The sequence below is a fragment of the Gluconobacter sp. P5E10 genome (assembly GCF_018812145.1).
GTDB classification, from domain to species: domain Bacteria; phylum Pseudomonadota; class Alphaproteobacteria; order Acetobacterales; family Acetobacteraceae; genus Gluconobacter; species Gluconobacter cerinus.
Genome location: NZ_JACRVZ010000005.1, coordinates 222,947 through 246,225, shown reverse-complemented (window position 1 = coordinate 246,225; position 23,279 = coordinate 222,947). Strand labels below are relative to the sequence as shown.

Genomic DNA, 23,279 nt, shown 5'->3' with positions numbered 1-23,279 from the left:
AAAAGACGCTCCGTGGAAAAGCGAGGTTTTCCACGGGGCGCTCGGAAATATCAGGCAGTTGTGAGCGTCACGTTTTCCGCATTGAAGCGGCGGAAAACATCGAACAGGATTGCATCTTGTATGGCGGATGCGTCCCGGGCGGACAGGATCCGGACGGTCAGGCTCATGGTAAGGCTAAAGCTTGCGAGCGCACTGATCCGCACCACAGGCGCGGGATTGGACAGAATTTCAGAGCGCTGGGCAGCCACCTCAATGAGCAGGGATTTGGCTTTTTCCAGATCGGTCGTGGTTGGCACCTTGAAGTTCAGTGTCAGAGCGCTTGTTGAGCCGGACAGGGTACAGTTCTTGACGCTGGACGTGATGAACTGCGAGTTCGGAACAATCAGCGTTGAACCGTCGCCAAGGCCAATGTCCGTAGCCCGGATGCTGATGCGCTTAACGTCACCCTTGGCGCCCGCAATTTCCACCATATCCCCGACCCGGACTGGTCGTTCTGCCATCAGGATCATGCCGGAGACGAAGTTCTGTACAATGGACTGAAGGCCGAAACCGATACCTACCGACAGCGCACTCACCACCCAGGTGAGGTTCTGAACAGACAGTCCAGCAATGGACAGAATGCCAAGGCCAACCAGAATCCACGAGCAGTATGTGAAAATGCTTAGAATGGATGTCCGGGCACCGATATCAAGCTGCGTGGTGGGGAGGAAACGATCTCTGATCCAGTGTTTTGTCTGGCGAATGATGTAGTAAGCGACGCTTACCAGAACGACGCAGAGAACGACCGTATCCAGCGAGATCTTTACGCCATGGATGGTATTGCCGACGAACAGCAGGCGCAGGCGGCTGCCAATATCGCCCATGCTGAAGCTTCCGTCGGTCTGGGCGATCGAGAAGAGCAGCAGCAGCAGCAGGATGTTCCCGATGCCGGAAAGCAGAACACCGATCTGCGTGAGGCGACGCGAAGACAGGCCGAGCGGGTGCAGACGTGCACTAAAGCGGCCCTCTGGATCAAAAAGATGATCCAGAATGCTACGCCAGCACAGACCCAGAAGCACAACGACGGCCAGACCCGTTCCCAATGACAGGAGCCAGCCGTTCAGGGAGAATGCAAAGGAGACATATCCCAGCAGCACAGCGATGAGCGAGATGCCAAAAATCAGGGAAGACAGTCCCAGCGCGGTGGGTGCGAACTGGCGTGTATCGTCCTGCTTGCCCAACCGGCGGAAGGTGTCGATTGCACAGATGCCAATCGCCAGAGAGAACGCCATTTCCAGGACGGTCTGAAGCGTGGGGCCGAAGACATCCTGAGCGCGGAAAGAGCGAAGAAGGTTCAGGACAAGAATGCTGAGTGCCAGCATCCAGTCCACACCACGGAGGGCACGGCGTTCGTTGGGGTTACCCTCCAGAACACCTTTTCGTCCAAAAACCGGAAGTCCGGCCCCGATGATAAAGCCACAGATTGGAAGGCTCTCGCCCAGAACAGCGGCGATGGGGCCGCCATCTGCGTCGAGTACGGCGGCGCTCCAGATCAGCCAGGTAATTCCTCCCAGAAGGGCACACAGAATACCATTAAGCGTGATGGCGATGATGCTGCTTGCCAGTGCATCCTTCACACCGGTTTCTGCGGATGAGCGGAATTTCGCCCCCGCACGCTTTAACAGGCGCAGAATAACAGGAGACGCAATCCCGATCAGGAACAATGTTCCCGCCGTGCCGATCAGGAGCATCATCCATGCTGACAGTACGCCGTCTTCATGGAGCGAAGACTTATTTTCCGGGCGTTCTGTCAGGAGGGCATGCCAGAATTTGGGCGCCAGCGGAGAGACTGTCCGTTCAGATAGTGCGGCGTTTTGCAGACGTGTGCGACGCGTGGCGATGGCGGAATTGAGCTGCTTGGCCTGAAGATTGTAAAGCTTGGACCGCATCAGGGCGGACTTCACACCCTGAGAGTTCTGCTGCAGTCGCGCGCGCTGTTCCGTGACGGACGGGTCTTCGTTTTCTGCGGCTTTGGGCCCAAGAATTTGAAGATAGGAGTCCGTGATGTCGTCGTAGTTCTGGATCTGCGTCAGTGCGTCCTGCGTATTCTGCTGAACACGCTGAGCACGCGCAGAAAGATTGTCCAACTCGGTACTGCCAAGATTGGCATCTGTCCGGTTAAGAACATTGAGGATCTGTTTCAGCGTTGCTGAACTGTCTTCAAGCTGGCGGTTGATCGTATCCGATACGGCCGTCCAGCCCAGACCGCCGTTCTTGTCCACAACGGCTTTCTGGGTTGTTGCTGGTGCTGCTGCCTGCGGGGCCGCAGCGGGGGCGGCATGGCCTGTGATCGGTACGCCACACAAGAGCGTCAGGGCAAGGAAAGCGCTTCTGCACGTAAAGCGGGTTCGCCGGCGGGTTTCCGGCCCTGTGAGGTGGGGCTCTTGCATGTGGGGCTTTCACTCCTGGTTTTGATGTTGGGTTTTAACGATCCGAAGAGCCACAAGGTTCAGGAAAGCCTTGGAAAGGCGACGATCGGTGTCTTTTTCGGCTGGCGAGCAAAAGAAAGCGCCTCTGCCGGATCGGGCAAAGGCGCTGGTATTGATGGCTCTAATTTTGAAACGAGACGCAGGCTTCAGACGGAAAGAGCGGTCCCGTGTGCGTCTGCAATGGTTTCGAACCCCTCCCGACGCATGGCATCCAGAAGTTCCGTCTTAAGGCGGCTGAGAAGAGCGGGCCCCTGGAGCACGAAAGATGTGTAGATCTGGACCATGTCCGCCCCCATGCGGATACGGTCGAGCACGTCTTCTCCTGTTTCGATACCACCGCAGGAAATGAGCGCGATGCGGCCCTTGTTCAGGTTTGAGACAACCTTGAGAACTTCACGCGACCGGGATGCCAGAGGTCTACCAGACAACCCACCGGTCTCGGCTGCCAAGGGGCTCGTTAAACTTGCTGGGCGGGCAATTGTCGTGTTGGTCAGGATTAGTCCTTGTGCTCCGCCCGCAATGGCAGCCTCAAGAATGGGCTCGTAGGAGCTGTCGTCCATGTCCGGGGCCAGCTTGACCAGCAGAGGCAGACGATCCGGGTTGCGCGTGTTGATGGCGCTCAGTAGGTCCGTCAGCATCTGGGCGGACTGAAGATCCCGCAGGCCGGGCGTGTTGGGTGAGGACAGGTTCATCGTCACGTAGTCCACATAGGGACTGACACGGGAGACGAGTTCCGGATAATCCCGCAGAGGCTCTGCGCCGATCTTGTTAATGCCGATGTTCGCGCCCAGAGGCACTGTCGCACCGCGTGTGCGGCCATTAGGCATTGGGCGATGCAAACGTGCGAGGTTGCGGCAGAACCGGTCAATTCCGCAGCCATTGAACCCCATGCGATTGATGATCGCGCCGTCTTCCGGCAGGCGGAACAGGCGCGGTTGGGGATTCCCTGGCTGCGGTCGTGGTGTCACGGTGCCCGCTTCCACATGGCCGAATCCGAGTTTGGCCAAGGGGCGAACGGCGCGCGCATTTTTGTCGAAACCCGCAGCCAGACCAATTGGGTTCGGAAAGCGGAGTCCGAAAGCGCGGGTGGCAAGTGCTGGTACGTCTTTCGGAGCAGACCCTCCCAGCCCAAGGGCCATGGAGTTTATGGCAAGCTCGTGCGCCGTCTCCGGATCGAAGCGATGCAGGAGGGGCGTGGCCAGTTTTCCAAGATCAATCATGAGTCTTTCCCTTAGCGCAAACCTGAGCAACGTGCACGTGGTGGGGCAGAACGTGAGGGGAGAGGGGTTGGCGGGAGCATGGGGACGCGATAGACGCGAAACAATGTGGGAAGAACCCTATCTAGAAACATGTTGCCGCTCGACCCTGCACCGACTTCTGCTTTGCGGCGATGCAGGGCGGCCGACAGGTCTGCGCGATCAGCCCTGCCTTGAGCGCCTGGAGCGCATGGGGTTCGTTCGCCTGCGCGAAGACGATCGTTTTGTGATCACGGATGCCGGTATGACCCGGCATCGGCTGGAAATTGGTCCGACTGGCTGATGTCAGGCCTTGTTCCAGGCATTCTCCAGCCCCTTGCGTGATTGACTGATAAGAGCTTCGAGGTCTCCGTCATAGAGACTGTCCGGAACATCTGACGAGAAAATTTCTACGGTGCAGGCTCCACGAAAGCCCGCCTCCCAGGTGGCGTGAAGCATGTCGTGCAGGGGGATGATGCCATCGCCGGGAATGAGCCGATCCGTGGCAGAATATGGCGTCCGCCAGTCGCTCACCTGAAGAACGTTAATTTTCTTGCCAGCTTTTCGAATGGCACCACAGACGTCGTCTTGCTGCCAGATGTTCCAGTAATCCAGACAAAGGCCCATTGCTGGGTGGCCAACACCATCAATAATGTCCAGGGCCTGCTCTATCGTCCAGATTGCGCTCTCAACATTGACGGATGTGGGATTTAGCGGCTCCAGCGATAGGGAAACGCCAAGATCAGCCGCCAGCGGGCACAAATCTCGCAGATAACGTGCAGTCTCATCCATGACGCGATGCATGTTCCCATTGGGTGGAGCACCTGTATTGGTGACGAAAACGGTGCCCGGCGCATAGGGCGCAAGAGTCTCAAGGCTTTTCCTGAGGCGTGCTGCGCGCCGGGCCGGATCTGCTGGTTCGGGGGCCATCTTGCTGTCGAAGAAGGTACGGACAGAAGGCTGAATGGCGCTGATGGTCATGCCGCTGTTGGCAGCAAGAGTCATCTGTTCATGGATACGTGCAGGGTCCAGCTTCGCTTCGCAGATCTCGATGGCCTGGACGCCTGCTGCTTTGTAGCGTGCGACATCTTCTTCGAAGGACCAGGGCTGGGTAGTAAATTCGTTCATGCCGAACAGAAAGGGCAGGGACATCGGAATCAGCCTTTCAGGAACTCGATAACGGTCCGATTGAATTTTTCGGTTTCGTCGATGAAAACCATGTGCGCGCTATCCTTGAAGAAAACGGCTTCACAGTTCGGCATATGATCGGCCACCCAGGCTGGCCCCCCTGCGGGCAGGATTTTGTCCTTCTCCGCGACCATCATAAGGGATCGCAGGTTGAGGTGCGGCAAAACGTCCCGCCAGTCCTGTGTGGTGTGATCGGCCATCATGGCGGCGCGGGCATAGTCCGGGCTGGCGGCCATTTCCCGAAGCAGGAAAGCTTTCTCGTCTTCTGGAATGTCCTGGCTCAGGCAGTCTGCCAGATTGCCGCGGTCAAAGTTTTCAGCATCCAGAAAAACCTGCTGCTGAAGGTAAGCCAGGCCGGCCTGATCGTAGCAGGTTGCGTGACCCAGCTTCCAGTCCGGAGAATAATACTGTTTCGGCGTCTGTTGAACGAAAATGGCGCTTCTGAGCCGATCCTGTCCGAACAGTTCCAGGTAGGACCAGATCACGGGGCACCCGATGGACCAGCCCAGAACGGTCGCATCCTTGAGGTTCAATGCACCAATCAGGTCTCGCAGGTCTGCGGCTAATCTTGCGATGCGGTAACCGTGTTTGGGTTTGTCTGAGCGTCCGTGTCCGCGCAGATCCATGGTGATGACACGTACATGCTCGGACAGGGCTTCGACGTTGCGGTGGAAAAACCGCCCGGAAAACGTCCATCCATGGATCAGGACGAGGGGGCGTCCATGCCCCTGTTCTTCGTAATGAATGCGTGTTCCGTCGCTCGCGGTGATATGGGGCATGAGAACCTCCTGCGTCGCTGTGCAGAGTATGGAAGGGATGCAAGGCGATAGCGTTTCAGGGGCGTTAACGGTTTCGTGGCAAAGGAGCGTTTGCGCTTGAGAGAGTGCATCGGTAAATTAACAGTGTCATGACAGCTTCCTCCTCTTCCGCTCCCCCGAACCGCGTTCTCGCGCCCATTGATCTTGGCCAGGGCGTAGTGATCGAAGATCCGGTGATCCTTGCTCCGCTTTCAGGGGTTACGGATCTGCCGTTCCGCCAGCTTGCGCGCGACCTTGGCGCGGGGCTGGTCGTGTCTGAAATGATCGCATCCTGGGCAATGATCCGGGAGAACGAGAACACCATGCGCATGGCGCGTTCGGCCGGGAATGGTCCGAATGCGGTTCAGCTTGCCGGCTGCGATCCGGATGCGATGGCGCAGGCTGCAAAGATTGCGGTCGATGGCGGCGCAAATCTCATCGACATCAATTTCGGTTGCCCTGTGAAGAAGGTCGCGATTGGCCAGATGGCGGGTTCCGCCCTGATGCGGGACGAAGTGCAGGCTGGAAAGATTCTTGAGGCTACGGCACGGGCCGTCAATGTTCCCGTGACGCTCAAGATGCGCATGGGTTGGGATCACGACTCCCTCAACGCACCACGGCTTGCGAAAATTGCGGAAGAAAGCGGAATCCGGCTTGTGACGGTTCATGGTCGCACCCGTCAGATGTTCTATAACGGAACTGCAGACTGGCGTTTCGTAAAGACCGTGAAGGATGCTGTGGGTCTGCCGGTGATCGTGAATGGCGACATCAATACGATCCGTGATGCCCGTGAGGCGCTCCATCAGTCTGGCGCGGATGGCGTGATGATCGGACGAGGCTGTTATGGCCGTCCATGGTTCACGGCGCAGGTGGCTCAATCTCTGAAAACCGGGCAGGACGTTTCGGACCCGGATCTGGCAACGGAAAAGTCCATTGCCCTGCGTCACTACAGGATGATGCTGGATCATTTCGGGGAGCGCCCCGGTCTGCGTCTGGCGCGCAAGCATGTGTCCTGGTACTCCGGCGGTCTGCCCGGCTCTGCAACATTCCGCTCCGCCATTAATCGTGTGGATAACGCGCCGGAAGCAATCTCCATGCTGGAAGAGTTCTATGACCGGAACATCGAAGCGGGCGTTGTCCGGGACCGTGAGAACGGACCAGCCGGCAGCATGCCGCGTGATGGATGCAGTGAAGCAGCCTGACCGGCAAAGGTTTAGTCAGGGATGGTGATGCAGGCTGAGCCCTTGCTGGCGGATGAAGCATGCCGTCCGATGTTTCTGTATGGGGCATCCCGGCTCGATCGTCAGGACGTGGCGCGTCGACTGCACACGCATAGTGCGCGGGCGCAGCAGCCTTTTGTGGTCGCTGCCCTGACAGCTACCCCCTGTGCGCTGCGCGAAGACGCTCTGTTCGGAGGGCGTGAAAGCGGCTGGTTCGAGCAGGCGCAGGGCGGGACTCTGCTTGTCGATGAGATCGACTGCCTGTGTCCGGCGTTACAGGTCCGGTTTGTCTCGGAGATTGAGCGTCCCGAGACGGATCTGCGTGTGATTGCCGCCAGCAGGCACGACCTGACCCTTCTGCTGCGGCAGGGCAATTTTCAGAGCGGTCTGCATCGCTGGTTGGCAGCATTCGAGCCGTCGCAGCGCCTCGGACCTGAGCGCATCAGTGCGGTGTGCCGCCTGCCGGGGACAGGAAACGAGCGTCCACGGGGGCTGGCGCGAGCGCTTGAGCGGCCGTTAACTGAGTATTTCGAGACCGGGCTGGAAAACGACGCGGGTGATTTGCACGCCAGTGTGGTGGGCGAAGTTGAGCGGCCGCTTATCACCATGGTCCTGCGGAGAACAGGCGGGAACCAGCTTCGCGCGGCTGCCATGCTTGGGTTGAACCGCAACACGTTGCGCAAGAAAATCAGGGAACTGGATATTACGGTTCCAAAGGGAAGTGACGAGTGAGTTCTTTTTCTCCGGGGCGTGTGCTGAGACGACTGACAAGCGCCAACGGGGTGGTTCTTCTAACCGTCATGGCATTGATTCTGGCGTTCGCGACTTTTGTCGTTCTCGCGGGCGGTATGTCACTGGCGCATCGTCCGCAGGTGCAGGCTATCATCTTCCTGCTCGACTTCATCATGCTCATGCTGATTACGGCAGCAGGGGTGGTGCAGATCGGGCGCATGATGGCAGAACGGCGGCTTGGGTTAGCCGGTGCAAGGCTTCATGCGCGCCTCATTACCCTGTTTGGAATTGTCGCTGTTGCACCGACCATCGTCGTGGGAGCTGTTGCAGCGCTATTCTTCCATTACGGCGTGGAGATCTGGTTTTCCAATCGTGTCAGTAATGCTCTGACGGAGGCCCGCTCTGTAGCAGCGGGGTATCTGCGGGAGCATAACGACAATATCCGTACAGAAGCATTTGCCCTCGCAAATACGCTGATCCTTATTCAGAACGATGAACTGTTCACGCACGGGACAGACCTGTTCCACAATCCATCCCGTTTGCAGGAATTGCTGGACGATGAGGTTTACGAGCGTGGTTTGACCGATGCTGAGGTCTTTGATCCGCTCACAGACAAAGTTCTGGGTGTCGGTGGCCTTCTTGGCAAGACGGACATGAATACCCTGCCGCCTTTACCGCCCAAGTCTGTGGTGGAGATGGCACGCGGGGGAGATGTCGCCATTCTCAACCGCCCTGATCAGCGCATGGTGCGGGCCATTGTCTCACTGGGCGGAAATTCGGGGCTCATGCTGGTCATTACCCGACCCGTCGATCCTGATGTCCTCGAGCATATGCGGCGTACCAACGAGCTCGTGCAGGATTACCAGCACATGATTGCCAATCGGGGCAAAACGCAGGTCACTGTCGTGGTGATCTTCGGCCTGATGGGATTGCTGGTTTTGGCTGTTGGCATGTTGACGGGGCTTGCGCTGGCCAACCGTATTGCGAACCCGCTAGGCCTTCTCATTCTTGCCGCAACGCGCATTTCCCAAGGTGATCTGGGTGTTCGTGTTCCGGTGCCAGCAAAGACGAGCCGCGAAAAGGACGATGAGGTTGTGGGGCTCTCCCGCGCCTTCAATCGTATGACCGACCAGCTTGAAAGTCAGCGGTCAGAACTGATGCAGGCTTACGATCAGATCAATGAGCGTCGGCGATTTACGGAAACTGTTCTGGCAGGCGTCTCGGCTGGTGTTATCGGTCTGGACCGGGGGCAGGTAATCGAACTGCCGAATAGGGCTGCTTCCGTCGTGCTCCAGCGGGATTTGCAACCCGCGATCGGTATGAGGCTCTCTGTCAGTGTACCGGAATTTTCAGCTCTGCTGGACAAGGCAAGGCAGGCGCCCGAACGCGTCCATACTGATGAAATCCAGGTGGATACGGATGGCGCGCAGCGCCCGGGAGGGCCAGGTGACGGTGGCGGTGCCGGTGCCGGACGAACACTCCTGGTGCGGATCGTGGCCGAACTCCGTGGCACGGATGTTGCCGGCTATGTCGTAACCTTCGATGACATCACGGCGCTTCAGTCAGCGCAGCGTAAAGCGGCCTGGGCCGACGTGGCCCGACGTGTAGCGCATGAAATCAAGAACCCCCTGACGCCAATCCAGCTTGCAGCAGAGCGGCTGAAAAGGCGCTTCCTGAAAGAAATTCAGAGCGATCCAGACACATATACGCAGCTTGTAGATACAATTGTCCGGCAGGTTGGGGATATCGGCCGAATGGTAGATGAGTTTTCTGCTTTTGCACGGATGCCACAACCCGTGATGCAGAACGAGGACTTTTCCCGGATCTGCCGGGAAGCGCTGGTGCTGCAAAGAAACGCTCATCCCGACATTGTGTTCGAAACACGGGATCTGCCGCCCTCAGGGCCTATCGTTCGGTGTGATCGGCGACTCATAGGGCAGGCACTGACAAACCTTCTGCAGAATGCGGCAGATGCCATAACCATGACAGACCGCGGAAAATTGCGGGAAAATGCGTCTGATGCCCTGATGCAGCCAATTGGACACATTGTGGTGGGCTTGCACATTCGGGACGGGCATGTCCTGCTAGGGATAGAAGATGACGGGATTGGTCTGCCGACTGGGGAACGCCACCGGTTGACCGAGCCTTATGTGACACACAAGGCGAAGGGCACAGGTCTTGGCCTTGCGATTGTCAAAAAGATCATGGAGGACCATGCCGGGATGCTTCAGCTCACCGATCGGGACCCCGATCCGTCATCCGGACGGCGCGGGACACTCGTCACACTGTCTCTGCCTCTGGCGGAGCTGGGTGGTGCAGGAGAGAAGGAAGACCGGATCATGAGGGTGACAGATGGAACATGAGATTCTGATCGTCGATGACGAGCCGGATATCCGGTTCCTGATCGAAGGTATCCTGAACGACGAAGGATATGCGACCCGCACGGCCGCGAACTCCGATCAGGCTTTGGAGCTTTTCAGGGCACACAGGCCGTCCCTGGCTATTTTGGACATCTGGTTGCAGGGTTCCAAGCTGGACGGGATTGAACTGCTCAAGGTCATGCAGGCTGAAGAGCCTGGTCTGCCTACGCTGATGATTTCGGGTCACGGCACCATTGAGACGGCTGTCGCCAGTCTTAAGCATGGCGCCTACGACTTCATTGAGAAGCCGTTCCAGTCAGATCGTCTGCTTCTGGTGGTTCAGCGTGCTTTGGAAGCTGCCCGCTTGCAGCGCGAAAATGCAGAGCTGCGACTGCGGGCCGGGCCTGAGACGACACTATCGGGGGAAGGAGCTGCCGTTTCGGCTGTTCGGGCCCAGATCGAACGCGTGGCTCCGACCAACTCCCGGGTGCTGATTACCGGCCCAGCCGGTTCAGGCAAGGAAGTGGCCGCGCGGATGATTCATGCGCGCTCCCGTCGTGCGGAAGGTCCGTTCATCGCGTTGAACTGCGCCACGCTCGCGCCGAACCGTTTTGAAGAAGAGCTGTTTGGTCTGGATGGTACGGACGGCCAGCCTGCGCGCCGTGGGGTTCTGGAACGTGCCCATCGCGGAACGTTGCTGCTCGATGAGGTGGCAGATATGCCGCTGGAGACGCAGGGCAAGATCGTTCGTGCCTTGCAGGACCAGACTTTTGAGCGGATTGGAGGCAACACGCGCCTTAAGGTTGATGTGCGCGTCATTGCCACGACAAACCGTGATCTTCAGTCCGAAATCATGGCGCATCGCTTCCGGGAAGATCTGTATTACCGGTTGGCCGTCGTCCCTCTGCGCATCCCTTCACTCCGGGAGCGCCGTGAAGATATTCCGGGACTGGCCAAACACTTTCTGGAGCGTTGCGCGCAGTCTTCGGGATTGCCGATCCGCGAACTTTCCGTGGATGCGCTTGCGGCGTTGCAGGCTTATGAGTGGCCCGGCAATGTGCGTGAACTGCGGAACCTGATGGAGCGTCTGCTCATCATGATGCCGGGCTCGGGGAGTGACCCGATCCGGGCTGATATGCTGCCATCCAGTATCAGCCAGGGTGCGCCGTCCATGACGCGCCTGAACTCCGGGGCAGACGTTATGAGTCTGCCGCTTCGAGAGGCCCGCGACCTGTTTGAAACGCAGTATCTACAGGTTCAGCTCATGCGGTTTGGCGGCAATATCAGCCGTACGGCCAATTTCGTCTGCATGGAACGCAGTGCATTGCATCGCAAGCTGAAGCAGCTTGGTGTTACCACACAGGAAGATCGCTCGACGTCACCGGCAGTCGGGGGATAAACGGGCAGTGATCCCAATTCCTTTTTTCCTCAGGGCCGGCGAGTCAAAATTATCGTGACGTCAGAAACTTCATCCACTTCCGCCGGAAGAGACGCTGTGCAGGAAGTTTTCCTCCAGCATCTCCATCAGATCGAGGCACCGGTCACGGTGTTTCTCGTCAATGGCGTGAAGCTTCAGGGGGTCGTAGCTCAGTTTGACAGCCACACGCTGCTGCTGCGCCGGGATGGGCATGTTCAACTCATTTACAAGCATGCCATCAGTACAATCATGCCCGTGGGAGCCCTCCCGCGGTTTGCGGACAATGAACTTTGAGCGGATTTGATACCAAGAAGCCTGCCACGCGTGCTGCTGTCATTCTCCCGTGGGAGAAATCGGGACAGCAGGAAGATATCCGGGCTGCAGATGCCCGTCTGGAAGAAGCGGTCGGTCTTGCAGCCTCCATCGGACTGGTGATCGTTCGGCAGGCGGCAATTCTGCTTCGGGCGCGTCGCCCTGCAACGCTGCTGGGTAGCGGGCAGGTCGAACAGCTTGCCGAAGCCGTGAAGTTGGATCAGGTCGATGTCGTCATTATCGATGCCCGCTTGTCTCCGGGGCAGCAGCGCAATCTGGAAAAGGCGCTGGGGTGCAAGGTGATGGATCGGACGGGTCTGATCCTTGATATTTTCGGCGCCCGTGCCGCCACCCGAGAGGGTGTGTTGCAGGTCGAACTGGCCCATCTCGAATATCAGCGCTCTCGTCTTGTACGTCTGTGGACCCATCTTGAGCGTCAGCGCGGTGGCTTCGGCTTCCTTGGTGGACCGGGTGAAACGCAGATCGAAGCAGATAAGCGAATGCTCGCGGACCGGATCGGCCGGATCAAAAAAGAGCTGGAGCAGGTTCGGCGCACACGTGGTCTGCATCGGGATGCCCGCAAGCGGGTTCCATTCCCGATTGTTGCCCTTGTGGGATATACCAATGCGGGTAAGTCCACGCTCTTCAACGCGCTGACAGGCGCGGCAGTCCATGCTGAAAACCAGCTCTTCGCGACGCTGGATCCCACGATGCGCGCGCTGCGTTTGCCGTCAGGACGGAACGTTATCCTGTCTGATACAGTGGGGTTCATCAGCGATCTGCCGACAGAACTGATTGCTGCCTTCCGTGCAACGTTGGAAGAAGTCTCGCAGGCAGATGTTATTCTGCATGTTCGTGATGTGGCTCATCCGGATAGTGCCGCTCAGCGTGCTGACGTGCTGAATGTTCTGGACGGTATGGTGCGGGACGGCATGCTGGATGCCCAATGGCCGGAACGAACCATCGAGGTTCTCAACAAAGCAGACCTGATCGGCGGTGTTGAAGCCGTGCCGAAGCGTGATAACGCTGTGGTGATTTCGGCCATCACAGGCGATGGCATCCCGGATCTGTTCGAAACACTGGACCAGTATCTGACGCAATCCATGCAGGATGTGAAAGTCAGTCTGTCCCTGCAGGATGGTGCAGCACTGGCCTGGCTTTACCAGCATGGCGAAGTGGTCGAGCGGTTTGATCATGAGGGCGGGATGGATGTGCAGGTCCGTCTCTTCCCCATGGACTGTGAGCGCTTTGAAATCAGCTATCCCGGACGTGCTGCTACGGCCTGAGGGGCCATGCGTGCACGGGCCGCTTTCGCCTTCTGGCGGGAGCGGTCCAGCGGGATTGCCAGCGCGAAGGTTAAAATAAGCCCCAGAACATTAATAATGATCTGAAGGCCCAAGCCTGTTCCAAAACTTCCAAGGATCAGGCGTCCCAGCAAATCCAGCACTGTGCCGAACGAGAACACTTCCAGTGAATTTCTGCCAAGCAAAGCCAGAATCTGGCCCAGACGATCGGCTGAAAAACGACGTAGAACACGTGAAGACTGCACGAGATAAAAGATCGACATGATGTCGAACAATCGCCAGACGGCGAGGGTCGATTTCCCATTGTTGGGTGGGGCCGGAAATAGGCGCAGCCCGCTCAGGTGCCAGTATTCATACGGAAAGCAGAGGATAAAGGCGCCAATCAGGTAGCTTCCACACAGCACCTTGGCCCATGTTCGGACTGGCAGGTCGCCATTATGCTTGGATGCCCAAACGGCACCGAGCACACCCAGAATATATAGAAACTGCCAACCGAACGGATTCATGTACCAGCCATTCGGGTCCAGCCAATTTGGAACCGTGATGCGCGGATCGATATTGGCAATCGCCCAGATGGCTGCACTGACGCCAAGCAGCAGCCAGACGCTTTTCTTGAGAGCAGCATAGATCAGCGGGAAAAGAGCCAGAAGAACGATATAAAGCGGCAGGATGTTCAGGTAGCTCGGCAGCGCATCGAACGTCAGGATGCGCCATAGCCAGCCGTATCCGTGGGCCAGTTGCGGCTCAAGAATATATTCAGGTACGGGCTCATAATGGCGCCAGTGCCGAACGGTCCAGACGAACACCAGTGTCATGGCTGTCTGATAAATATACAGCTTGGCGCAGCGTGACAGGATGCGGCGGATACCACTGGTCCAGCCGTCGCGGTCGATCAACCGACCATATGCCAGATAGGACGCATATCCTGCCAGCATGACGAAGATTTCAGCTGCGTCAGCAAAGCCGAAATTGCGAATGGTAATTCGGTTGATGAGGTTATCAGGCACATGGTCAGCCAGCATCATCAGCAGAGCTGCGCCTCGCAGTGCATCGACACGATGATCGCGGGTATGCTTGCGCGGTAAAGGCTGTGCATCGGACGAAGAGGCTGGCAGCTGCATAGGGCCTTAATACAGTTTTCATCAAACCGGAGTATGAAGACTCGATTACCGCAACATTAAAGATTGTATGGAAAACAGAACCGCAGGGGGAAAGCAGACTGTGTCTTCTGCTTCACAAGAACGGTGATGTAATTCTTTTAATATTGATAAAATTTCAGAGATATTAAATTTCCTGAAGGAAATTGCTTCTGAGATGAAATCCGCTAGCGAGGAGGCGTCTGAACGTAATCGTCTGCGGAGAAAGGCGGAGCCGAAATTGCGTAAAAACTCAGAGATGAGTGGGGGGCAGCCGCGATTTTATGCTTCAGATGTGGGCTGACGCGAATGACGTCCCCGGCTTTGACGGGATTAGCCTGATCTCCGAGCCAAACCGTGCCCTCTCCCTCCTGAATCAGGAAGATTTCTTCCGAGTGTCGATTGTAGCTCTCAGGATAGGCCGTTCCGGCAGTCAGGGTGAAGAGTGCGATGCTCTGGTGATGGGAGGGAAGCGCAGCGCCGATACCGATGAATTCCTGTAGCGTGCTTCCCGGTGCGGGATAAATGGCTGGAACATGGTCGGGGTGAACAACCTGTGCGGCAGCGAAGCCAGGCGCAAACAGAAGCGACAGAATACCAAGGCTGATCTTCATTGGACCTTGTCTTTCACACGGGTGAGGGCAGAGATCTGCTTGCGGAAGGCAGGGTAACGCTCGCTAAGGGCGTTGCGTTCACCTAACTGAAAATCTTCTGGAATAAAGCCTGGCGCCATGGTCGTGCCGACATATGACCAGCCTGATGGCCCAGCAGGGGCTGAACCCTGCCAAACACCTTCCGGCACGACATACGCGGGATGATCTTTATCCAGCGTAATGCTCTCGCCCTGTCCATTAGGGTGAAGCAGTAAAAGATGAACGGGGTCTCCAGCATAGAAATGCCAGATCTCGGCTGTCTTCAGGCTATGAAGTGCGGAGAAGTCACGCCGTGTTTCTACAAAGAGGATTGCCGTGGACAAAGGGTGCGTGACGCCATCATAACGGGCAGGCAAAGCCGAGCCAGCAATAGTTTCTGTGGTGCGCTGAAGCTGGGAAAACCAGCCGCCTTCTACAGGCACTGGGTGCATCTTGTAGCGATTGATCAGAGCTTGTGCCGCGGCAGGGATCTGGGCCGCAGCGTCGCTGTTCTGAGGCTCGGGAGGCGCGGAAGCTGAAGCCCCAGATGCCACGATGGAGCATATGAGGCTGGCAATAATAAATCTGCGCATCCGGGCAGCTTTCCTTCTCACGATCATGAGGAGGCCTTTGTATCCTGCTTCCTGCCCGGACGCGATATTTCCTTAGAGGCGTCTCACATCGCCAGAAGCGTATTGTCTGACTGGGATGCAATTATGTCATGCTGCTCATGCTTCAGGCCTGTGACTTCAACTGTACGTCCATGACTTCGAAGCTTGTCCAGAACCTTTTCCAGTGCCTGCACGGACGTGACATCCCAGAACCTTGCATGCGTTAAATCGAGTACGACGAGGTCAGCGTTCGTCAGATAGTCAATTTCAGCCGAAAGGCCGTCTGCGGATGCAAAAAAGACCTGTCCGGAAATCGTGTAGGTCTCTGTTGATCCCTCGCGGTGGCTGGTTACGGTCAGGAGGCCAGCAGCGCGCCAGGCAAAAAACACACCTGACAGCAGCACCCCGGCCAGAACGCCGGCAGCCAGATCATGCGTCAGCACGACCACAATAACGGTCACAAGCATTGTCAGGCTTGAAAGCTTGGGCTGACGTGTGACGTCTCGCAGGCTGCCCCAGGAAAATGTGCTGATCGAGACCATGATCATGATGGCGACCAAAGCGGCCATTGGAACCTGTCCGACCCAGCGATGAAGAAGGACCATCAGGGCGAGCAGAAAAGCGCCTGCCGTGAAGGTGGAGAGACGTCCGCGGCCGCCGTAACGCAGATTGCCGACTGTCTGACCGATCATGCCACACCCGGCAATGCCGCCGAATGCTCCAACGAGGATGTTGGAGATGCCAAGACCAGTGCATTCCATACGTTGATTGCCGTGCGTGTCCGTCAGGTCATCGACAACTGATGCTGTCATCATGGATTCCAGCAAACCCACGGCAGCCATGGCGACGGCATAGGGAATAACGGCGGACAGGGTCGCCCAATCCAGGTTGATGTGGGGAAGAGTGAGGTGAGGGAGACCGGTTGGGAGTTCCCCCAGATCTGACACCGTGTGAACAGGCATTGGATGGACCATTGTGATGGCCGTCAGCAGGACAATGCAGATCAATGGGGATGGGATGGCGTCAGAAATCTTGGGAAGCAGGTAGATGATGACGAGGCCCAGAGCGATCAGGGCGTAAGTTTCCCAGCCAACGCCCAGCAACTGTGGCACCTGTGCGGAAAAGATCATGATGGCCAGCGCATTGACGAAGCCTGTGCGCACTTCCGCAGAAACAAACCGCATAACGGCCTGAAGGCGCAGAAGGCCGAAGACGATCTGTAGAGCGCCGGCAATCAGGGTGGCGAGCAGCATGGCCTGCACGCCGTGGGCATGTACGAGTGGCGCGGCAACGAGAGCAACAGATCCTGCGGCTCCTGAGATCATTCCGGGTCGGCCACCAAAAATTGCGATTGAGACCGAAATGACAAAAGACGCGAACAGCGAGACCGCAGGTGAAACACCGGCGATGTAAGAGAAGGCAATGACTTCGGGAATGAGGGCAAACGTGCCAACCATGCCAGCCAGAACCTCACGCAGCGGGTTTTGTCCCCACTGGCGGTGGTAGAGAGCGGGTGTCATGACAATCCTTGAGAGTGAAGAGCTACAGGGTGCGACGTATTCGGGCCCGGCGCGGCAATGATGCGGCCAGTGTAACGTGCCTTGGAGCGGGATTGAAGATGTTCACGTCGAAAGATGATTGAACATTCACTGCATTAACGGCGTTGGCATGGCGACAACTTAAGGAGTTCGACATGAGCCGATATCCGAAGCCCCCGTTTGACACGCCATTGCAGAAGCATATTCCTGGCCAGACATCGGAAATGACACCCAAGCCTGATCATGGCGAGCAGACCTATGTGGGGAATGGGCGCCTGAGGGGGAAAACGGCAATCATTACCGGAGGGGATTCCGGGATCGGCCGTGCTGTCGCGATCGCCTTTGCGCGGGAAGGCGCAGACGTGGCGTTGTCGTTCCTGCCCGAAGAAATGGACGACGCACGCGAGACTGCTGCGTGGGTCGAGAAGGCTGGCAAAAAAGCGCTGCTCTTGCCGGGAGACATTAAAGAACGCTTCGTCTGCAAGGAAATCGTCGACAAGACGGTGGCCGAGTTCGGGAAGGTGGATGTGCTCGTCAATAATGCTGCCTTTCAGATCGAACGCGAATCTCTAGAAGATGTCAGCGAAGACGAATGGGATCTGACGTTTGATACGAATTCAGGCGCGGTGTTCCGCCTATCGCGGCTGGTTGTTCCTCATATGCCTGAAGGCGGCTCCCTGATTCACACCGTCTCAGTCAATGCAGATCGGCCAAAGCCAAAGCTGTTGGCTTATTCTGCAACCAAAAGCGCCATATTGAACTTCAGTGGTGGTCTGGCAGAGTTGCTGGCGGAACAGGGAATACGTTCAAATACGGTTGCTCCAGGGCCAATCTGGACGCCGCTGATTCCCGCAACCATGGGCGGAGAGCACGTACGCAACTTTGGAGCAGATGGTCCGATGAAAAGACCGGGGCAACCTGCGGAACTCGCCGGGGCCTATGTCTTTCTGGCCAGTGATGAGGCAAGTTACGTTTCGGGTGCCAATATTGCTGTAACTGGTGGTGTCCCTGTTATCTAAGCAGAAAATTGAAGAAAACTTTGAGAAAGGGCTAGACGCCAGCTGAACCTTTCTCTAAAGAACGCATCGCTGTGTGGCGGATGTAGCTCAGTCGGTAGAGCGCCGGTTTGTGGTACCGGTTGTCGCGGGTTCGATCCCCGTCATTCGCCCCAGCAATCTCTCTTGAAAATATTACCTGACTAAAGCCCATTACGGGTTTGGGTGCGTTCTTTCGGATGTGTAACTGCGCAATCCGTATCTGATACCGATCAGAAGCGAAAAGCCTGATCTGTGGTTATCAAAGCTGTAAAAAACTCCTGCCAGTATTGAACTGACAGGAGTTTTTTGTCGTCAGACGATGCGATGCACCCAGCCATGGGCGTCATTGGTGCGGCCCCCCTGAAGATCGGTCAAAATTTTCTTCAGTTTGGTTGCCACCGGACCCGGCGTTTCGCCGTCACCAAATACGGCTTCCCCGGAAGGGCGGACCAGCTTGCCGACGGGTGAAAGTACCGCAGCCGTGCCGCAGGCGAAGGCTTCGGTGTATTTCCCGGATGCGGCTCCTGTGAAGATCTCGTCGATTTCAACGGGTTCTTCGATGACTTCGATGCCGTTGTCAGCAGCCAGTCTGATCAGGCTGTCACGGGTGATGCCGCGTAGAATGGTGCCTCCGAGGGGAGGCGTGACGATCTTGCCGTCGTTGCGCACGAACATCACGTTCATGCCGCCCATTTCTTCAACATAGCGGCGTTCACGGGCATCGAGGAACAGAACCTGATCGCAGCCTTTCTCCTTGGCTTCGGCCTGAGCGACAAGGCTGCCGGCATAGTTGCCGCCGCACTTGGCTTCGCCTGTGCCACCAATGGCTGCTCGGGTGTAGAACTCGGAAACCCAGACAGAGACGCAGCCTGCGCTGAAATAGGCGCCTACCGGGCAGGCGATGACAATGAACAGGTATTCGCTTGCAGGCTTTACGCCGAGGAACACCTCATTGGAGATCATGAAGGGACGAAGATAGAGGCTTTGTCCTTCACCAGCCGGAACCCAGTCCTGGTCGATGCGGACAAGTTCATCCACGGCTTGAATGAAGAGGTCTTCGGGCAGTTCAGCCATGCCCATCCGCCGGGCTGAGGCCGCGAAACGGGCTGCGTTGGCTTGCGGACGGAACGTCGCGATATGACCATCGGCTTCCCGATAGGCTTTCATGCCCTCGAAAATTTCCTGTCCGTAGTGCAGGACTGTGGACGCCGGATCGATGCTCAGGGGGCGGCGCGCTGTAATTTTGGCGTCGTGCCAGCCTTTTTCGCTCGTATAGCGGATGGTCGCCATATGATCAGTGAAAACACGACCGAAAGCCGGGCTGACAAGAAGCTGCGCGCGATGAGCCGGGTCCATCGGGGTTTCGGTTTTTTCAATAGTGAAGGTCGTCATGAAAAGAACTTCCGCAAGCTACTCTGATAAACGTGCGGGGCACTCTGCCACAGGAGGTGGGGAGAGGCGATAGGGAAATATTATTTCCAAATTCACTTTCTGATAGAAATTAAAGTTTGCGCGCCAAGCATGAAAAAACCCCGGCCACATCGTGACCGGGGTTTCTCCAAAGCTTCGAAAAGCTGACGGATCAGCGCTTCGAGAACTGGAAGGAACGACGTGCCTTCGCACGGCCGTACTTCTTACGCTCGACAATACGGCTGTCACGCGTCAGGAAGCCAGCAGCCTTCAGGATGCCACGCAGGCTCGGCTCGTAGTGCGTCAGTGCACGGGAGATACCGTGACGAACTGCACCAGCCTGGCCGGACAGACCACCACCAGCGACTGTGCAATACACGTCGAACTGGTTGTAACGGTCAGCGATCAGGAACGGCTGCGTCAGAAGCATGCGCAGAACCGGACGGGCAAAATACGTCGTGACCGGACGGCCATTGACGATGATGTCACCCTTGCCAGGCTTGATCCACACACGGGCTACGGCGTCCTTACGACGGCCGGTAGCATAGGAACGGCCCTGGGCGTCACGCTTTACTTCGTGAACCGGGGCGGCGTTGGTGGCTACTGCAGGAGCAACGCTCGCAAGGTCCTGCAGCGTGCCGGTGCGCTCTTGGGTCTCGGACATGGTCAGGCCTTACGACTCGTGTGAGATTGTGTTCTTGCGGTTCAGGGCAGCCACGTCCAGCTTGACAGGCTTCTGGCCGTCATGCGGGTGCTCGGAACCAGCGTAAACATAAAGGTGCTTCATCTGAGCACGCTGCAGAGGACCGCGCGTGATCATGCGCTCAACAGCCTTCTCGACAACGTGACCCGGGTTCTTGCCCGTGAGACGCTGCGTGATGGTGCGCTCCTTGATGCCACCCGGATGACCCGTGTGGTAATGGAAGAGCTTCTGGCCGAACTTGTTACCCGTCAGAGCGATCTTTTCTGCGTTGATGACAACAATGTTGTCACCGCAGTCGACGTGCGGGGTAAACTGCGGCTTGTGCTTGCCGCGGAGACGAGTAGCGATGATGGTGGCGAGACGGCCGAGAACGAGCCCTTCGGCGTCGATCAGCACCCAGTTCTTCGTCACCTCCGCCGGCTTCAGCGAACGTGTGGTCTTCATTAGTGACATTCCAGCTTGGGGCGCGACAGGGCCGCGCCGTGGATGGCGCTCTCATAAACAGAAACATCCTCTGATGAGAATGCTGCTGCCTGGAAAGCGGATCAGGTGCGGCCTTATTGCGGGCTCGCGGCCTCTCGTCAAGTCATCTTTTGGAATCATGATGGCTGATTCGGCCCGGTTTCCAGCCGTTTTGAGCTATGAGGTATTATAATACCGTAATTTTTTAGCGTCTGATTTGCCCCAAGCGTCCGGAATGGTATCCTGCCCTTAATTCAGGGACCGCATCTTCCTGTCCCCAGTGTCGATGAAAAACAGGAAAAACAACGTGAAACGCCCTTGGCTCACAACGAGCCTGCTCGCAGTCATCGCTGGAATGAGCGCGATTGGTATCCATCACGCAGCCTCTGTTGCGCTTGATCGGGGGATTTCCCGGTTCCGTGCCTCCCTCCCTGTGGGAGCAACCCTGAGCTATTCCGCCGCGCGCCCGGCCATCCTGGCCCGTGGAGCGTTGCTGACGGATGTCATTCTTCAGAATGGCAACATGACGTTCCGGGCACATACTTTACGTCTGGGTCATCCAATCCCGACACCTGATGGTGGCCTGACGCTGTCCCACATGGATATGGTGGATCCGTCCCTCCAGACGCCTACTGCGGTCATCCGGGCTCATTCCGTCACCCTGAGCCATCTGGTGACGCCCCCGCCTCCCGCAGGGAAAAGCGGTTTGGAGTCGCTTGATCTGGGGCATCTGAATCTGGAGCATGGATATATAGATCATCTGTCGGTGCAGAATCTTTCGCAGGTTCTTCAGCCGAACAGCATGCACTTCAACAGTCTGACGTCAGATTCGATCCAGATTGACGGTTACGGCCCGGGACGCACGACAACGATCGCGATCCAGAACGGCCTTGCCATTGCGTCCCGTACGACGCTGCAGCCTGACGGAACGCCTCGCGCCATGTCAGTGCAGATGTCTCTGAAAAACTTCCAGCTTCGCCAGCCTGAACTTGCCACCCGGATTGCTTACGAACAGGCCGGGAATGAAGCCGCTGCCTATGCTCTGCCACCTCTTGAAAGCATGAAGCTAAGCGGCACGCAGATTATTTCGGCAGACAGAACGTTCAGCATGGATACGCTGATTGGCACTGGAACACGTAAAAGCGGCAAAGACACGACGGTTTTCGAAGGAGAGGGTTTTCACACACACTCTTCAAGCGGCAAGGTGCCGGTCCATATTGATGGGCATTCTTCAACCTTGAAATATACGCAGGAGCGGATTGCGCAGACGGGCGAACTGCATGTGCAAGGTGTCTTGAACATTCCAAACTTCACCGAAGCTCATTTCGGCATGAATCTGCTCGGTCCTTCGGATCAGCAGCTCAAGGTTGGAACAGTCAAAAATCCGCATGATGCCATTCAGCTGGCGCAAGTGACGCTTACGTTGCATGGCGATCGTCTGGTCCAGTCTCTTCCGTCCCTGAATGCAGGACACCCTCTGGATGGTGCCGCTCAGGACCAGGCAAGAACGGTTCTCGCGCAGGGAATGGAAATGGGGCTGTCGCCATATCCTGCCCTGGCGGCTCTGCCGGATTACTTCGCGAACCCCAATGACCGCACGTTATCGATCACTCTGACGCCAAAGCCGCCTTTGACGCTCACGGCATTAGCAGCAATAGCGTCGTCGCCTACGGCAGCCATGACGTTGATGTCGCCGGATAATCTCAAGGTGACTGTCCAGTGAGCCAAAGCGCCAGCACGTCTACGATCTGCGTTATTGGCGCCAGTGGTCGTTCAGGCTCGGCGCTCTGTCGTCAGCTGATTGCTCAAGGGCGCAGTGTCATCGCTATTGTGCGGAGCCGAGGAAAACTGGCTCCTGATCTTGCAGAGATGTGCACAGCCGTAAGGCAGGCCGATCTGACAGATCCGGTTGCTCTTCCAATTGCGTTGGAGCAGGCGGACGTTGTCGTGAATACAGCTCATGCCCGTCATCTTCCAGCCATTCTGCTTGCAACCCGTGCGCCTGTTGTTGCTCTTGGGAGTACTCGCAAGTTTACGCGTTGGCTGGATGATCATGGTCGTGGAGTGCTGGCAGGTGAAGCTGCCCTCAAGGCAGACGGTCGTCCTTCCATTCTTCTTCACCCGACAATGATTTATGGTGCTCAGGGGGAGGATAACGTGCAGCGGCTTGCGCGCCTTCTGGAGCGCCTGCCGATTATTCCACTTCCTGGTGGCGGGCGCTCGCTAGTTCAGCCCATTCATCAGCAGGACGTCACGCGCTGCGTTGTTGCGGCCATTGATCTTATTCTGGGTGGGAAAGTCAGCGGGCCAGAGGTTTTTGTCGTCGCTGGCCCCAATGCTGTTCCCTACCGAGCGTTTGTTCGGATGATTCTCTACTTTTCAGGGCTCGGTGGTCGGCCGATCATCTCGCTTCCTACGTGGTTTCTGATCGCTGCTGCTCACATCATGCCGCACGTTCCTAAGCTGCCCACAATTGCGCCGGAAGAAATCCGACGCCTTTTGGAAGACAAGAACTTCGATATTGCTCCGATGAGGGAGCGCCTAGGCGTGAACCCGATGCCGTTGGAGATAGGGCTGCAGAATCTTTTGGCAGTGCCGCCCGCTCATCAGGATCATACAGTTTAGTTTTAATTTTTTGTCACATTGACTGTGCGGCAGATGAGGTCTCCATAGTCTCCGGGCCATTATGACGGCCCGGAATGCGTGGAGACTCATCG

21 protein-coding genes and 1 tRNA gene are annotated in these 23,279 nt (G+C 57.1%); 11 read left to right on the top strand and 11 right to left on the bottom strand.

Annotated features, from left to right (window positions below; all coding sequences use genetic code 11):
- Positions 1 to 50: 50 nt before the first annotated feature.
- On the bottom strand, positions 51 to 2,429 hold the full coding sequence (locus KP707_RS12555) for a DUF3772 domain-containing protein (RefSeq protein ID WP_211503243.1): 2,379 nt from the start codon (positions 2,427 to 2,429) through the stop codon (positions 51 to 53).
- Between the two features lie 185 nt (positions 2,430 to 2,614).
- Positions 2,615 to 3,688: a quinone-dependent dihydroorotate dehydrogenase gene (locus tag KP707_RS12550; RefSeq protein WP_211503244.1), complete on the bottom strand. Its 1,074-nt coding sequence runs from the start codon at positions 3,686 to 3,688 to the stop codon at positions 2,615 to 2,617.
- Between the two features lie 103 nt (positions 3,689 to 3,791).
- On the opposite strand from KP707_RS12550, the gene KP707_RS12545 reads away from it, so the two are divergent.
- Entirely contained in the window at positions 3,792 to 4,007 is a 216-nt protein-coding gene (locus tag KP707_RS12545; RefSeq protein ID WP_211503360.1) for a hypothetical protein, read from the top strand.
- A gap of 2 nt (positions 4,008 to 4,009) precedes the next feature.
- Here KP707_RS12545 and KP707_RS12540 read toward each other — a convergent pair whose 3' ends face one another.
- The gene (locus KP707_RS12540) at positions 4,010 to 4,855 is read right to left on the bottom strand and encodes a sugar phosphate isomerase/epimerase (RefSeq protein ID WP_211503245.1); all 846 of its coding nucleotides are present in this window, start codon (positions 4,853 to 4,855) and stop codon (positions 4,010 to 4,012) included.
- Positions 4,856 to 4,860: 5 nt separating this feature from the next.
- Positions 4,861 to 5,670, bottom strand: coding sequence for an alpha/beta fold hydrolase (locus KP707_RS12535; protein ID WP_211503246.1), 810 nt, complete (start codon positions 5,668 to 5,670; stop codon positions 4,861 to 4,863).
- A 128-nt stretch (positions 5,671 to 5,798) separates the two neighbouring features.
- On the opposite strand from KP707_RS12535, the gene dusB reads away from it, so the two are divergent.
- The 6 genes from dusB (at position 5,799) to hflX (ending at position 13,015) form a co-directional block, all read left to right on the top strand.
- Complete coding sequence (gene dusB, locus KP707_RS12530; RefSeq protein WP_211503247.1) at positions 5,799 to 6,890, top strand: tRNA dihydrouridine synthase DusB; 1,092 nt, start codon at positions 5,799 to 5,801, stop codon at positions 6,888 to 6,890.
- 21 nt (positions 6,891 to 6,911) lie between these two features.
- Entirely contained in the window at positions 6,912 to 7,640 is a 729-nt protein-coding gene (locus tag KP707_RS12525; RefSeq protein WP_046901105.1) for a helix-turn-helix domain-containing protein, read from the top strand.
- 68 nt (positions 7,641 to 7,708) lie between these two features.
- Positions 7,709 to 10,003, top strand: coding sequence for a PAS domain-containing sensor histidine kinase (locus KP707_RS12520; protein WP_244974490.1), 2,295 nt, complete (start codon positions 7,709 to 7,711; stop codon positions 10,001 to 10,003).
- Positions 9,993 to 11,399, top strand: coding sequence for a sigma-54 dependent transcriptional regulator (locus KP707_RS12515; protein ID WP_046901107.1), 1,407 nt, complete (start codon positions 9,993 to 9,995; stop codon positions 11,397 to 11,399). The genes KP707_RS12520 and KP707_RS12515 overlap by 11 nt, the downstream gene beginning before the upstream one ends.
- A 96-nt stretch (positions 11,400 to 11,495) precedes the next feature.
- The gene (gene hfq, locus KP707_RS12510) at positions 11,496 to 11,711 is read left to right on the top strand and encodes an RNA chaperone Hfq (RefSeq protein WP_369826498.1); all 216 of its coding nucleotides are present in this window, start codon (positions 11,496 to 11,498) and stop codon (positions 11,709 to 11,711) included.
- On the top strand, positions 11,708 to 13,015 hold the full coding sequence (gene hflX, locus KP707_RS12505) for a GTPase HflX (RefSeq protein ID WP_046901109.1): 1,308 nt from the start codon (positions 11,708 to 11,710) through the stop codon (positions 13,013 to 13,015). The genes hfq and hflX overlap by 4 nt, the downstream gene beginning before the upstream one ends.
- Here the strand turns inward: hflX and KP707_RS12500 are convergent.
- The 4 genes from KP707_RS12500 to KP707_RS12485 form a co-directional block, all read right to left on the bottom strand.
- Positions 12,988 to 14,154: an OpgC family protein gene (locus tag KP707_RS12500; RefSeq protein ID WP_211503248.1), complete on the bottom strand. Its 1,167-nt coding sequence runs from the start codon at positions 14,152 to 14,154 to the stop codon at positions 12,988 to 12,990. The genes hflX and KP707_RS12500 overlap by 28 nt on opposite strands.
- Positions 14,155 to 14,357: 203 nt before the next feature.
- A complete protein-coding gene (locus tag KP707_RS12495; protein ID WP_211503249.1) occupies positions 14,358 to 14,783 on the bottom strand; it encodes a cupin domain-containing protein in 426 nt (141 codons plus the stop codon).
- Entirely contained in the window at positions 14,780 to 15,394 is a 615-nt protein-coding gene (locus KP707_RS12490) for a cupin domain-containing protein (RefSeq protein WP_211503250.1), read from the bottom strand. The genes KP707_RS12495 and KP707_RS12490 overlap by 4 nt, the downstream gene beginning before the upstream one ends.
- Positions 15,395 to 15,477: 83 nt before the next feature.
- The gene (locus tag KP707_RS12485) at positions 15,478 to 16,932 is read right to left on the bottom strand and encodes a SulP family inorganic anion transporter (RefSeq protein ID WP_211503251.1); all 1,455 of its coding nucleotides are present in this window, start codon (positions 16,930 to 16,932) and stop codon (positions 15,478 to 15,480) included.
- Between the two features lie 173 nt (positions 16,933 to 17,105).
- Between KP707_RS12485 and KP707_RS12480 the strand changes: the two genes are divergently transcribed.
- Both KP707_RS12480 and KP707_RS12475 read left to right on the top strand, forming a co-directional pair.
- Entirely contained in the window at positions 17,106 to 17,969 is an 864-nt protein-coding gene (locus KP707_RS12480; protein ID WP_064275101.1) for an SDR family oxidoreductase, read from the top strand.
- A 76-nt stretch (positions 17,970 to 18,045) separates the two neighbouring features.
- Positions 18,046 to 18,121: transfer RNA gene (locus KP707_RS12475), tRNA-His, on the top strand.
- Between the two features lie 178 nt (positions 18,122 to 18,299).
- Here KP707_RS12475 and KP707_RS12470 read toward each other — a convergent pair.
- The 3 genes from KP707_RS12470 to rplM form a co-directional block, all read right to left on the bottom strand.
- Positions 18,300 to 19,379: a branched-chain amino acid aminotransferase gene (locus tag KP707_RS12470; RefSeq protein ID WP_046901115.1), complete on the bottom strand. Its 1,080-nt coding sequence runs from the start codon at positions 19,377 to 19,379 to the stop codon at positions 18,300 to 18,302.
- A 190-nt stretch (positions 19,380 to 19,569) separates the two neighbouring features.
- Positions 19,570 to 20,061, bottom strand: a complete 492-nt coding sequence (rpsI, locus tag KP707_RS12465; protein WP_010502298.1) for a 30S ribosomal protein S9 — start codon at positions 20,059 to 20,061, stop codon at positions 19,570 to 19,572.
- A gap of 9 nt (positions 20,062 to 20,070) precedes the next feature.
- Positions 20,071 to 20,544: a 50S ribosomal protein L13 gene (gene rplM / locus KP707_RS12460; RefSeq protein WP_046901116.1), complete on the bottom strand. Its 474-nt coding sequence runs from the start codon at positions 20,542 to 20,544 to the stop codon at positions 20,071 to 20,073.
- Between the two features lie 325 nt (positions 20,545 to 20,869).
- On the opposite strand from rplM, the gene KP707_RS12455 reads away from it, so the two are divergent.
- Together KP707_RS12455 and KP707_RS12450 are read left to right on the top strand one after the other, a co-directional pair.
- Positions 20,870 to 22,285: a hypothetical protein gene (locus tag KP707_RS12455; RefSeq protein ID WP_338085334.1), complete on the top strand. Its 1,416-nt coding sequence runs from the start codon at positions 20,870 to 20,872 to the stop codon at positions 22,283 to 22,285.
- Positions 22,282 to 23,187 (top strand): NAD-dependent epimerase/dehydratase family protein, encoded by a 906-nt coding sequence (locus tag KP707_RS12450; RefSeq protein ID WP_211503253.1) that lies wholly within the window; start codon positions 22,282 to 22,284, stop codon positions 23,185 to 23,187. Before KP707_RS12455 ends, KP707_RS12450 begins: the two co-directional genes overlap by 4 nt.
- Positions 23,188 to 23,279: the final 92 nt, after the last annotated feature.